The sequence below is a fragment of the Burkholderia plantarii genome (genome assembly GCF_001411805.1).
Taxonomy (GTDB): domain Bacteria; phylum Pseudomonadota; class Gammaproteobacteria; order Burkholderiales; family Burkholderiaceae; genus Burkholderia; species Burkholderia plantarii.
In genome coordinates this window covers 3496882-3509558 of record NZ_CP007213.1, presented here as the reverse complement: position 1 = coordinate 3509558, position 12677 = coordinate 3496882, and the positions used below count along the sequence as shown (strand labels likewise).

Below are 12677 nucleotides of genomic sequence, written 5' to 3'. Positions count from 1 at the left end.
CCCGTGCGCGGGCCGTGTCTCCGTCTCTGATGCCGGTCACCTCTGATTGATCAACCGGCTCTCAGGTCGGAGAGAGCAGCGGCATGAGGGCTGCCTGTTGTGAAGGGCGGGCCATCGCGGCGCCGGGGCGGCGCGCGTCGCCGTCGAGCCGGAACGCGGCCACGGTGCCGGTCAGCGCGTCGGCCTGGTTGCGCAGCGCCTGGGCGGCGGCCGCGCTTTCCTCGACCAGTGCCGCGTTTTCCTGCGTGACCTGGTCCATCTGCGTGATGGCGTGGTTGATCTGCTCGATGCCGTCGCTCTGCTCCCGGCTCGACGCGCTCATCTCGTTGACGATCGACGACACCGCCGTGATGCTCTTGACGACCTGCCGGATCGTCTCGCCGGCCTGCTCGACGATGCCGGTGCCCAAGCCGACGTGGCTCACCGAATCGTCGATCAGCGTCTTGATTTCCTTGGCCGCCACCGCGCTGCGCTGCGCGAGGCTGCGCACCTCGCCCGCCACCACCGCGAAGCCGCGCCCGTTCTCGCCGGCGCGCGCCGCTTCCACGGCCGCGTTCAGCGCGAGGATGTTGGTCTGGAACGCGATGCCCTCGATCACGCTGATGATCTCCACCACCTTGCGCGACGATGCATCGATCGCGTTCATGGTCTGCACCACGCGGTCCACCGCCTCGCCGCCCTTCACGGCCACCGCCGAGGCGTCGCCGGCGATCTGGTTGGCCTGCTGCGCGTTGCTGGCGTTGTGCTTGACGGTGGAGGTGAGCTGTTCCATCGCGGCGGCGGTTTGTTCCAGCGCGCTCGCCTGCTGCTCGGTGCGCGTGGACAGATCCATGTTGCCGCTCGCGACTTCCTGCGAGGCCAGCGTGATGGCGTGGGTGCCGCCGCGCACGTTGCCGACGATGGTGTTGAGGCTCTCGGTCATCCTGCCGAGCGCGGCCAGCAGGCGCGAGACCTCGTCGCGGCCGGTCACGTCGAGCCGGTGCGTGAGGTCGCCGCTCGCCACGGCCTCGGCCAGCGCCACCGCGCCGTTGATCGGCCGCGTGATGCTGCGCGTGATGAACCAGCCGGTCAGCACCGACACCAGCAGCGCGCAGAGCGCGATCACGCCCATCTGCAGCTTGGCCCGACGGCCGTCGGCGGTGGCATTGGCGACGTCGTTGTTCATCTCGCCGGCCTGGAAGTCCACCATCTTGTCGACCAGCGTGTAGTAATCGTCCTGCAGGCGCGCCATGTCGCCCTGGTAGAGATCGCGCGCGCCGTCGTGGTCGTTGGCGGCCACCAGCTCGAAGAATTTCTTGACGCTCTGGCCATAGGCGCTGCGCGCCTCGAACTGGCTCTTGAACAGCGCGCGGCTTGGCTCGTCGGTCAGCTGCTTTTCGAATTTCGCGTAGGTGTCGGCGTTCAATTTGCGGATGACGGCATAGTCATCCATGTACTTTTTCGCCTGATCCGCATTGGTGGCCAGCAGCAGGTTGCTGAGAATGGCATTGGCCTTGTAGCCGTTGTTCTTGATCTGGGTGCTCGTGGCGATCAGCGAATAACGCTGGCCGACGATGCCGTTCATCCGGTCCACGCTCGATTCGATATGGCCGATGCCGAGCAGCGTGGTGCCGATCAGCAGCACGACGACGATTCCGAACGCCGCGCTTAGACGAACCCCGATTTTCAGGTCGGAAATTTTCATGGTGCATTTCCTTGTCAAGGATGCTTGTTACTAGTGCATTCCTTTCTCCAGGGACCGAACCCATGCCGATGGCGACCTGTCCTTATCAGCCGTCGATGGCGAATTCGGCTCGATGCGCGATCACAGATGTCCCGGCACGGACACGCGATCGAGCGGCTGAAGAAACTGCAGGCCCCGAGCACTATCTCTCAGGCGTGTTTACGGCAGGGGAAGAAAATCTTTAAATTTTTTTTGGCCAAGCCAATGACGCGGCGCGCCCGATTTTTGTCGCAATGCGGCGCAATAACGACGGCGGCCTTTGTTCATGCCGGTCTGGTCGTTCGTTCACCTTTATCGTGAATAAGAATTCGATCGCGACTCGATTTATCCATGAATACGGAGAGCTATTTTTTATGTGGCAAATTGCCGCATGCATTCGAAAGAAACCTATGTGGGGGGATTGCGTCGGAGGCCGAACGAAGGTTCGAGTGAAACCGCCGAATCTTCCGGGCGGTAAGGGATTTCGATCGATTTCGCCCAAGCGCGTGAAGCCGCCGGCATGTTCCGGGGTGGCGTCGGGCTGGGGGGGCGCGACGGGCCCGGGGCTCGCCGCGTGATGCGCCGCAACGGGCGCGTGAACCCTGGCCATCGCCCCGCGGCGGTACGGGGCGATGGCGAGATCGGCGAGGCGCGGGCCGCCGGCCACGGCTTGCCGGCCCGCGCCTCGCGTGGCTTCGCGACCTGGCCGGCGCTCACCGGCGCCGCGTGGTTGGTCCAGCTGCCGCGCACGAACGTCGCCAGCTGCGCGAGCTCGTCGTCGTTCAGGCGGCCGGCGAAGTCCGGCATCGGCAGCGACGGGGGCGCGGCGGCGGTGGACGGCGGGGGCGCGCCGCGCAGGATCACCGCGACCAGGCCCGGCGGATCGGCGGCGTTCATGCGCCTCGGCGCGGCGCCGCGCATGAAGTCCGTGTAGGGCGCGTGGATGTCGCTGTCCGGGATCGTCGCGCGGAACGGATACGGCATCGCCGGATACAGGCGCGAGCCGTCGGCCCGGATCCCGCGGCGCGGCGCGGCCGCGAACTGCGGCTCGGTGTAGTGGCCGATCCCCGCCCGCCGGTCCGGCTGATGTTGATCGAGTCGATCGTGCCGATGCCGCTCGCGATCGGCAGGCCGCCCGTGCAGGGCTGGCGGCCCGTGACGCCGTGACGGGCCATGCAGTCGCCGGCCCGCGCGAGACAGGCGCCCTGCCCGACGAGCGCCGCCGGCGCGGGCGCCCGCGCCCGGCCGCCGATGCCGGTACGGTCAAGCTTGCCGCGTTTCCGGCCGATAAGACGTAGATCAGCACGCCAGTCCTGCGCGTCATCGGAGATTGCATGAATGACAAACCCATCCTCATCCAGCCGGGGGACAGCGCCGCGCCGGCCCAATGCACCGGCTGCCGGACGCCGTCCGGTCAGTTCGGAAAACTGAGGTTCGCGTTCCAGCCGATCGTCGACACCGGCACCGGCACCGCCTACGCGCACGAGGCGCTGGTTCGCGGCCCCAACGGCGAGCCGGCCGCGTCGGTGCTCGAAAAGGTCGACGAGGCCAATCGCTATCACTTCGACCAGCTCTGCCGGACCTCGGCCATCGAACAGGCCGCGGCGCTGAACATCGACGGGCATCTCTCGATCAATTTCATGCCGAACGCCGTCTATCGGCCGGAGGCCTGCATCCGCAGCACGCTCGAAGCCGCCGAGAAATTCCGGTTCCCGAGCGATCGCATCATCTTCGAAACGGTCGAGGGCGAGAACATCCTCGGCCGCTCGCATCTGGTGAACATTTTCCGGTCGTATCGCAGCTTCGGATTCCAGACCGCGATCGACGACTTCGGCGCGGGATTTTCCGGGCTGACGCTGCTGGCCGACTTCCAGCCGGACCTCGTCAAGCTGGACATGGATCTGGTGCGCGGCATCGACACCAATGCCGCGAGGCAAAGCATCGTGCGGGGCGTGATCTCGATGTGCCGCGAGATGGGCGTGCGCATCATTGCCGAAGGTGTCGAGACGAATGGCGAGCGCGATTTCTTCGCGGCGCATGGGGTCTCGCTGATGCAGGGCTATCTGTTCGCGAAGCCCGCGTTCGACTCGGTGTCCGCGCCCGGCGCCGAGTGGCAGGCCGGGGCCGCGCCGGCGCCATGCGCGTGACGGGTGCCGGGCGCCACGCCCGTCACGCAACGAAGCGCTTCGGGCTCGATCCCGTCAGGCGCCGGAACATCGCGATGAAGGCCGACGACGACGCGTAGCCGAGATCGAAGGCGACCGATTCGACGCTGCGCCCGCTCCTGAGCATCGGCAGCGCGGCCACGAAGCGCAGGCGCTGGCGCCATTCCGTCAGCGACATCCCCAGTTCGGCCTGGCAGCGGCGCATCAGCGTGCGTTCGCCCAGCTTCACCACGGCCGCCAGTTCGGCGATGGTGCGATTGTCGGCCGGGTCGTCGCGCAGCAGCTGCAGGATCCGGTTCAGTTCCTCGTCGTCGCTGTGGGGCACGAAGCTGCCGGTGGTCCGGCAGGTCGAGAGCTGATCGACCAGCACGCGCAGCAGCCGCGCGCGGGCGGCGCGCCGCTCCGGCGTGTCGGCCAGGTCGCGCAGGTGCTCGAGCATCGCGCGGACCAGCGGGCTCACCATCACCGCGCAGGAATCGTCGGGCATGCCGTGGCACAGGTCGCGACGGATGTAGACCGAGCAATGCACGGCCTCGTGATGATTGAAGCCCGTGTGTTCGACCTCCGGCGCGATCCACAAACCCAGATGCGGCGGCGCGATGAAGTGCGCGGAGCCGGCCTTCACCTCGGTCACCCCGCTGAACGAATAGACGAACTCCCCCCAGGTGTGGCGCAGGACCGGATAGGTCGCGTGCGCGGGCATGCGCTCGGTCCGGAAGAAGACCGGGGCCGGCAGCGCGTCGGTGAACGGCGGCAGCCGCAGGTGGGCGGTGGGGGCCGGTATGCCGCGTTTCATGCGCTGGCTTCCTCGCTCGATCGAATGTCGGTTTCGCACTATATCGTGCTAAATGATTCGGTCGATACTGTGCTCCGTTTCGTTCGGGATAGCCACAGATGAGGAAGGCAGTGGACGGTCGGGCGGTACTCGTCATGGTCGCGCTGTGCATGACGTGGAGCCTGCAGCAGGTGGCGGTCAAGGCGTCGGCGGCCGACGCGGCGCCGATCTTCCAGCTCGCGCTGCGTTCCGGCGCGGCCGCCGCGCTGGTGTTCCTTTACGCGCGCGTGGTGGCGCGCGACCGCTGGCTGACGGGGCGGATGCTGCCGTCGGCGGTGGTGGTCGGCTTGCTGTTCGCGCTCGAATTCCTGTTCGTGGCGCAGGGCCTGATCTGGACCAGCGCATCGCACATGGTCGTGTTCCTCTACACGGCGCCGCTGTTCGCGGCGCTCGGCCTGCATCTGCGCCTGCCCGACGAGCGGATGAGCCGGCTGCAATGGAGCGGGATGGGGCTTGCCTTCCTCGGCGTGGCGATCGCGTTTCTGATGCCGGCGTGGCTCGACCACGGGCCGGCGCGAACCACCTGGATGCTGGGCGACCTGCTCGGCCTGGGCGGCGCCGCCGCCTGGGGCATGACGACGGTGGCGGTGCGCACCAGCCGCATCAGCGAGGCCCCCGCCACGCAGACGCTGTTCTACCAGCTGGCCGGCGCGTTCGTGATCCTGCTGCCGGCCGCCATGCTGCTCGGCCAGACGCGCTTTCACGCCTCGCCGATGCTGTGGACCAGTCTGATTTTTCAGACCGTGTTCGTCTGCTTCGTGAGTTTCCTGGTCTGGTTCACGATGCTGCGCCGGTACCTGGCCGCGCGCCTCGGCGTGCTGTCGTTCATGACGCCGCTGTTCGGCGTGGTGTGGGGCGTCGTGCTGCTGAACGAGCAACTGAGCGCCGCGTTCATGGTGGGGGCGGTGTTCGTGTGCGTGGGGCTGGTGGTCGTGAACGGCGAGGCGTGGATCGCTCAATGGCGCGAGCGGGCGTGAGGTGAATTCACGGGATCCCGTGGATCCAGGGGGGCGGCACGGCGCGCCGGCCGGGCGTGATCTCGTGGGCCATGCCGACCACCGCGCCGGGATACCGCGTGACGGCCACGGGCCGGGCGCCGCGCCCCGTCATGTTCGCCATGGCGGAACGGGGCGGCAAGACGCTGGAGACGCAGGCCGACGGCGAACGAGTCTGGTTTCGTTTCAATCCACTTGAGCCAGGCCGGCCGCCTCTCGTTCAGGAAAATTCGACGGACCGTGCAAGAAGTGGACGGTGAAAAACCAGCATGGACAGAAATCCGTTCCAGTTGTACATTCCCGCTACATCGAACACGGGCCTTGCCCGTACCGACACGGGGGAGAGCACGGATGCTGCGGTTGAGCGAGCGCGACAAGGCCATGCTGGGCGGCGAACTGGGTGACGGCCCGGCCCGGGCGATGCGTATCGTCGCCCGAACCGCGGACGTGATGTCGGCGCCGGACCTGATCGACATCACGTCCGCGCATATCGACGGCTGCCTCTATCACGGCCAGACCAGCCTCGACTTCGTCGAGCGGTTCGTCTCGGCCGGCGCGAGGGTGGCGGTGCCGACGACCTTGAACGTCGGCTCGCTGGACCTGATCCATCCCGAGCTGTATCACGGCGACCGCGCCATCCAGCGTGACGCGCGACGCCTGATGGACGCGCATCTGCTGCTCGGATGCGAGTCCAGCTTCACCTGCGCGCCGTACCAGCTGAAGCACCGTCCCCGCCAGGGCGATCAGATCGCCTGGGCCGAATCGAACGCGATCGTCTTCGCCAATTCGGTGTTGGGCGCGAGGACCAGCCGCTACGGCGATTTCCTCGATCTGGCCGCGGCGATCACCGGGCGGGCGCCCCATGCGGGGCTGCACGTCACCGCGAACCGCGCCGGCCGGATCGTGTTTCGCGTGGCGGATTTTTCCCGTCTGCCGTCGCGCGACATCCATTTCGCGGCGCTCGGCCTGCTGGTGGGCAGGATCGCCGGCGCCGTGGTGCCGGTCATCGTCGGCCTGCCCGACGACACGAGCGAGGACGAGCTGAAGGCGCTCGGCGCCGCCGCGGCCTCGAGCGGCGCAGTGGCGCTGTTCCATGCCGTGGGCGTGACGCCCGAGGCGCCCACGCTCGACGCGGCCTTGCAACACCAGGCGCCGCTCCGGGAGTTGAGCGTCTCGCTGGCCGATCTCGACGCGATCCGCGGCACGCTGAACAACGGCCGCGACGGCGATGACCTCGTGGCGGTGTCGCTCGGCACGCCGCATTTCTCGCTGGCGGAATTCCGGCGGCTCGCGAGCCTGCTCGCAGCGCACGAAGGTAAGCCGCGCGCCGATTTCTACGTGAACACCAGCCGCTTCATCCTGTGGGAGCTGGAGCAGATCGGCCTGGCGCAGCAACTCGCGGCGCGCGGTATCCAGATCGTCGTCGATACCTGCACCTACATCACGCCGGTCATGAAAAAGCTGAGCGGGCTGGTCATGACGAATTCAGGGAAGTGGGCCGCGTATGCGCCGGCCAACATCGGCGTGAGCGTCGCCTACGGCAGCATGAGCGAGTGCGTGCAGTCGGCCTACGAAGGGAAGGTGCGGTTCCATGGATGAGGTCCGGAAAATCGTCCGCGCCGCACCGGCCGGCACCGCGGCATTCGCCGTGGCCCTGTCCGGCGACGTCCTCGTCCACGGCAGCGTCCGCGCGCAAACCATCCTGCTGGAACAGCCCTTGAGCTTCTGGGGCGGCTACGACGCCGGGCCCGGACGCATCATCGACCGCACGCATCCGCAGCACGGCGCGACGCTGGCCGGGAAGATCATGGTGATGGCGCACGCGAAAGGCTCGAGTTCGAGCAGCAGCGTGCTGGCCGAAGCGATCCGCAACGGCACCGGCCCGGTCGGCATCATCCTGCGCGAGCGCGACCTCATCATCTCGATCGGCGCGATCGTCGCCGCGGAGTTGTATGCGCTGGCGGTGCCGGTGGTGTGCCTGAGCGCCGCCGACTTCGAGCGCGTGGCCGGCGCGCGCGGGGCGGTTCGCATCGAGGCGGCGGAAGGGGCGGAAGGGACGGGCGGCGCCATGGTGTATCTGGAGGAAACGGCGCCGCGCTGACCTCAGGCGGCGCCCGTATTGCCGGTGCCGCTCCGATGCTGCCGCAGGATCCGCACGAAGTTGCGTACCGTCTGCGCGCGCTCGCGCGGCCGGTGGACCAGCGCGATGCCGGTCGCGAGCGGGCGGCCCCGCAGCGCATGGAACGACACGCCGGCCACCTGCACCTGCCGCATCGAGGCCGGCACGATCGCCACGCCGAAGCCGGCCGACACGAGATTGCCGGCCGACGAGATCTGCGGCGATTCCATGCCGATCGACGGCGCGAAGCCGGCCGCGTGGCAGGCCCCGATGATCGAGTCGTAGAGGTTCGGCCCGATGCCGCGCGGGAACACGATGAACGGTTCGCCGGCCAGGTCGGCCAGGTCGATCTGCTTGCGCCGGCCGAGCCGGTGCCCGTTCGGCAGCACCGCGATCATCTCCTCGTCCGCCAGCGGCTCCACCACCAGCTCGCCGCATTGCAGCGGCATGCGCACCAGCGCGGCGTCGATGCGGCCCGCGCCCACCTTCTCCAGCAGCGCCACGCTGTTGCTCTCCTCGCAGCCCACCGCCACGCGCGGGTAGGCATGCCGGAAGCGCTGCATGGTCTGGGCGATCGCCGGATGGAACACCGTCGAGCCGGCGAAGCCGAGCGAGAGCCGCCCGGTCTCGCCGCGCCCCGCGTCACGCGTGGCCAGCAGCGCCTGCTGCGCGTCGTCCACGAGGCGCCGCGCGCGCTCGCGCAGCAGCCTGCCCGCTTCGGTCAGCTCCACGCGGCGCGGATGCCGGATGAACAGCGGCGTGCCGATCTCGCGTTCGAGCTTGAGGATCTGCTGGCTCAGCGGCGGCTGCGCGATGCCGAGCGCGGCAGCCGCCTCGGTGAAGTGCAGATGCTCGGCAACGGCCAGGAAATAACGCAGCTGACGAAATTCCATATCGTTTTCGTCTCCGAATCGTGTTGTCAAGATATTGGACTCATGGCCGGCGCAATTCTAAGCTGCCGTTCATGCGACGGGCGAACCGATGCGCGGCACCGGCGAATGGGCCGGCCGGCGGCAGGGCGCCCGTCGCGGCCCTTGATCAGACGGAGAGCACGATGGCGGCAGGCAAGGACGGTACGAACCAGACGAACCCGGCGAACGGCGCCGGCGGGCGCGGCGGCGCGGCGCTGCTGGCGGCGTTGCGCGATATCGTCGGCGCACGCCACCTGCTGACGGGCGAGGCGGCCACGCGCCGCTATCGCACGGGTTTCCGCTTCGGCACCGGCCGCGCGCTGGCGGTGGCGCGGCCGGGCACGCTGGTCGAGCAATGGCGCGTGCTGGAAGCCTGCGTCGCGGCCGGCGCGGCCGTCATCACGCAGGCCTCGAACACGGGCCTGACCGGTGGCTCGACGCCGGACGGCGACGGCTACGATCGCGACATCGTGATCGTCAGCACCACGCGCATGAAGACGGTGCATGTGATCGACGAGGGCCGCCAGGTGGTGTGCCTGCCCGGCGCCACGCTCGACCAGCTCGAGAAAGTGCTCAAGCCGCTCGGCCGCGAGCCGCATTCGGTGATCGGGTCGAGCTGCATCGGCGCCTCGGTGTTCGGCGGCGTCTGCAACAACTCGGGCGGCGCGCTGGTACGGCGCGGGCCGGCCTACACCGAGATGGCCGTGTTCGCGCGCGTGGACGAGCAGGGCCGGCTCGCGCTCGTCAACCATCTCGGCATCGAGCTCGGCGACGCGCCGGAGGAGATGCTCGAACGCCTCGGGCGCCGCGCGTTCTCCGACGCCGACGTGCGCCACGACGCGGGCGCCGCGTCCGACCATCGCTATGCCGACGAGGTGCGCCGCATCGATGCCGCCACGCCGGCCCGCTACAACGCCGATCCGCGACGCCTGCACGAGGCGTCGGGCTCGGCCGGCAAGCTGATGGTGTTCGCGGTGCGGCTCGACACGTTCGCGGCCGAGCGCGATACCCGGGTGTTCTACGTCGGCACCAATGATCCGGCCGAGCTGACCGAGCTGCGCAGGATCGCGCTCGGCGAGTTCGCGCACCTGCCGATCTCGGGCGAGTACATGCATCGCGACGCCTACGACGTGGCCGAGCGCTACGGCAAGGACACCTTCCTCGCGATCCACCATCTCGGCACCGCGCGGCTGCCGGCGCTGTTCGCGCTGAAGAGCCGCTTCGACGCGCTGGCCGGCCGCTTCGGCTTCCTGCCGCGGCACCTGAGCGACCGCGTGCTGCAGGCCGCGAGCCGGCTGTTCCCGAGCCATCTGCCGCCGCGCATGAACGCGTTTCGCGACCGCTTCGAGCATCACCTGATGCTGAAGGTGTCGGCCGACGGCGCCGGGCAAGCGCGCACGCGGCTCGCCGCGTTCTTCGCCAATGCGTCCGGCGACTGGTTCGAATGTACCGCCGGGGAAGGCGCCAAGGCGTTCCTGCACCGCTTCGCGGCGGCCGGCGCGGCGGTGCGCTACCGCGCCATCCACGCCGACACCGTGGAGGACATCGTCGCGCTCGACATCGCGCTGCGCCGCAACGATCGCGACTGGGTCGAGACGCTGCCGCGCGAGATCGAGGACACCATCGCGATCAAGCTCTACTACGGCCACTTCCTCTGCCACGTGTTCCACCAGGACTACATCGTCAGGAAGGGCCATGACTGCCTCGACGTCGAGCACCGCATGTGGACGCTGCTCGACCGCCGCGGCGCCGAGTATCCGGCCGAGCACAACGTCGGCCATCTCTACCCGGCCAAGCCCGCGCTGGCCGGCTTCTATCGCGCGCTCGATCCGTGCAACTGCTTCAATCCCGGCATCGGCCAGATGTCGAAGCTCGCGAACTATCGGGAGACCCCGGCGTGATCGTGACGTGATGCGCGTTGCGCGCGCGGCTCAGACCCTGCGCAGGCGCCGCGAGTACGACAGCCCGTATGACGGCGAGCGGAACAGCAGGATCGGATCGTCGCTCGGCTCGATGCCGTCGGCCATCACCAGCGGATCGAAGTTGATGCCGTGGCTCGGCGCGTGCTCCTGCGCCATCGCGTGCGTGAGCGTCAGCGTGCCGGCATGGATCTCGCGGCGCTCCTTCGGCCAGGGCAGCGTGGGATTCGTGACGGGGTCGCCCGGTTCGCCGATCGAGACGATCATGTCCCACTGCGCGGGGCCGCGCGCGAGCCGCTCCGTCAGCCGCGCCTCGAGGAAATCGTGCGGCGCGGCCCGCATTTCGTCGTCGCCGAGCGCGCGTTCGCCGTCGCGCGGCACGAAGCGCCAGCGCACCATCGTCACCTTGCCCCGGCCGTCCACGAAGCGGAACGTGTGGATGCCGTAGAACGCGCAGCTCGCATGGCTCCAGGGTGGATTGACGGTGCCGAGGAAGTGGGCCTGCGCGGCGTGATCGGGGTGCGAGGCGAGGAACGCCTTGAACACGGCCGGGTCCGGCTTGCCGGTGGCGGGCTCGGGCGTCAGCGCGAAGAACTTGTCGATGAAGGTCTTCGGCATCGTCGCGAAGAACATCGGCGTGTGCAGCATCGCCATGTGCTGCAGCGCGCCGCCGGGCAGGCGGAACTGCAGGCCCACGCCGCGCGTGCTGCGCTCCGTGTCGGCCGCCCCGGGGTCGCCGCCCGCGAGCGAGAAGCGGCCCACCACCTCGATCGTCTCCCCGCTGAACAGCAGCGAACGCGACCACGCCGCCGCCGGGTTGCCGACGAAGCGGCCCGTCACGCCCACTCCCTTCGTATGGTTGCGGCGCTGCCCCGGATGCGCGCCATAGGCGCTTTCGAGCGCGTCGAGCGAGCGTCGCGCGGTGGCTTCGCCGTATTCGTTGCCCGCGGCGTCGCGGGCGGCATTCGTGTCGGGCACGGCCATGTCGGCGGCGGTGGCGGCGGCCGGCAGGCCGACCATCGGCGCCACGGCGCCGGCCACGGTCAGCCGCGTGGCGGCGCAAAGAAACGAACGGCGATGCGTGTCGGCGGGCCGGGTCATGTTGACGGTCCTTGATCGAGGGAAGGGGACTGCAGCCGGGTGAACAAGGTTTGGCCGCGCTTATTCCGCGCCGGCGGGCCGTTTCGCGCGGGAGTTTTGTAATGGAATGTATTGGAAAGGTGAGCGGCCCGGGGATGTCCGCCACCGCGCGCGGTGTTGCCAAATCCTAATTCGATTAGGTAATATCCGAACGTCATTTTACGAGCAGGCAGGCGGCACCATGAAGGTCGATATCGAACGCATCCGCACCGAGGCCACGGCGCTCGCGAACCGCAACGGGATCGACGGGCTCTCGATGAACGAGCTGGCCGCCGCGCTCGGGATTCGTCCGCCCTCGCTCTACGCGCACGTCGACGGCATCGCCGCGGTGCGGCGCCTGCTGGCGCTGCACGCCCTGCGCGAGCTCGAACAGGGCGTGGCGCGGCTCACGGCGGGCAAGGCGGGGCCGGACGCGGTGCGGGCCCTGATGAACGGCTATCGCGGCTTCGCGCGCAAGAACCCGGGCCTGTACGCCGCGATGGTGCCGACGCCGCCGAAGTCCGATGCCGGCTGGCGCGACGCGATGGAGCGCCTGAAGCAGACGCTGATCGCATCGCTGCAGGGCTACGACCTGTCCGGGCCGGACGGCGTGCATGCGCTGCGCGGCATGCGCAGCCTGGTCCACGGCTTCGTCTCGCTGGAAGCCTCGGGCGCGCTGAACCATCCGGTCAGCCGCGACGCCAGCTTCGCCTGGCTGGTGGAAGGCTTCCTGCGCATGCTGGCGCCGTTCGAGGCGGGACAACCCGCCGGGCGGTAGACGGACTTCGCCGTTTGCCTAACTAAATTAGGAAAATGGCAATGTGAAATAGGTTGAAACACGCGGCGCGAGACACCGCCGTGCCGCTCGCGTAGGATCGTCAACGCTGGTGAAGTACCGCCCGACGATTCGCT

Annotated in this window: 12 protein-coding genes; 6 read left to right on the top strand and 6 right to left on the bottom strand. The window is 68.7% G+C overall.

The window, feature by feature from the left end; translation table 11 throughout:
* Positions 1–61: 61 nt before the first annotated feature.
* Positions 62–1684, bottom strand: coding sequence for a methyl-accepting chemotaxis protein (locus bpln_RS31705; RefSeq protein WP_055141030.1), 1623 nt, complete (start codon positions 1682–1684; stop codon positions 62–64).
* A gap of 426 nt (positions 1685–2110) precedes the next feature.
* Entirely contained in the window at positions 2111–2686 is a 576-nt protein-coding gene (locus bpln_RS37540) for a c-type cytochrome (protein ID WP_175937956.1), read from the bottom strand.
* A gap of 350 nt (positions 2687–3036) precedes the next feature.
* Here bpln_RS37540 and bpln_RS31695 point away from each other — a divergent pair, with 350 nt between their 5' ends.
* Positions 3037–3849 carry an EAL domain-containing protein gene (locus bpln_RS31695; RefSeq protein WP_055141028.1) on the top strand — a complete coding sequence of 271 codons (813 nt, stop codon included), beginning with the start codon at positions 3037–3039 and terminating at the stop codon, positions 3847–3849.
* Between the two features lie 22 nt (positions 3850–3871).
* Here the strand turns inward: bpln_RS31695 and bpln_RS31690 are convergent, their stop codons facing one another.
* A complete protein-coding gene (locus bpln_RS31690; protein ID WP_063891352.1) occupies positions 3872–4663 on the bottom strand; it encodes an AraC family transcriptional regulator in 792 nt (263 codons plus the stop codon).
* Positions 4664–4761: 98 nt separating this feature from the next.
* Here bpln_RS31690 and bpln_RS31685 point away from each other — a divergent pair, with 98 nt between their 5' ends.
* On the top strand, positions 4762–5679 hold the full coding sequence (locus bpln_RS31685; RefSeq protein WP_055141027.1) for a DMT family transporter: 918 nt from the start codon (positions 4762–4764) through the stop codon (positions 5677–5679).
* A gap of 7 nt (positions 5680–5686) precedes the next feature.
* On the opposite strand, the gene bpln_RS38230 is transcribed toward bpln_RS31685, so the two are convergent.
* Positions 5687–5821 (bottom strand): hypothetical protein, encoded by a 135-nt coding sequence (locus bpln_RS38230; RefSeq protein WP_275472438.1) that lies wholly within the window; start codon positions 5819–5821, stop codon positions 5687–5689.
* A gap of 227 nt (positions 5822–6048) precedes the next feature.
* On the opposite strand from bpln_RS38230, the gene bpln_RS31680 reads away from it, so the two are divergent.
* Together bpln_RS31680 and bpln_RS31675 are read left to right on the top strand one after the other, a co-directional pair.
* Positions 6049–7296 carry an aconitase X gene (locus tag bpln_RS31680; protein WP_055141026.1) on the top strand — a complete coding sequence of 416 codons (1248 nt, stop codon included), beginning with the start codon at positions 6049–6051 and terminating at the stop codon, positions 7294–7296.
* Complete coding sequence (locus bpln_RS31675) at positions 7289–7798, top strand: aconitase X swivel domain-containing protein (RefSeq protein ID WP_055141025.1); 510 nt, start codon at positions 7289–7291, stop codon at positions 7796–7798. Before bpln_RS31680 ends, bpln_RS31675 begins: the two co-directional genes overlap by 8 nt.
* A gap of 2 nt (positions 7799–7800) precedes the next feature.
* Here bpln_RS31675 and bpln_RS31670 read toward each other — a convergent pair whose 3' ends face one another.
* Positions 7801–8709, bottom strand: a complete 909-nt coding sequence (locus bpln_RS31670) for a LysR family transcriptional regulator (protein WP_055141024.1) — start codon at positions 8707–8709, stop codon at positions 7801–7803.
* Between the two features lie 161 nt (positions 8710–8870).
* Between bpln_RS31670 and dld the strand changes: the two genes are divergently transcribed.
* Complete coding sequence (gene dld, locus bpln_RS31665; protein WP_055141023.1) at positions 8871–10628, top strand: D-lactate dehydrogenase; 1758 nt, start codon at positions 8871–8873, stop codon at positions 10626–10628.
* 30 nt (positions 10629–10658) lie between these two features.
* Here dld and bpln_RS31660 read toward each other — a convergent pair whose 3' ends face one another.
* Entirely contained in the window at positions 10659–11747 is a 1089-nt protein-coding gene (locus tag bpln_RS31660; RefSeq protein WP_055141022.1) for a catalase family peroxidase, read from the bottom strand.
* Positions 11748–11967: 220 nt separating this feature from the next.
* Here bpln_RS31660 and bpln_RS31655 point away from each other — a divergent pair, with 220 nt between their 5' ends.
* Positions 11968–12543 (top strand): TetR/AcrR family transcriptional regulator, encoded by a 576-nt coding sequence (locus bpln_RS31655; RefSeq protein WP_055141021.1) that lies wholly within the window; start codon positions 11968–11970, stop codon positions 12541–12543.
* Positions 12544–12677 lie beyond the last annotated feature (134 nt).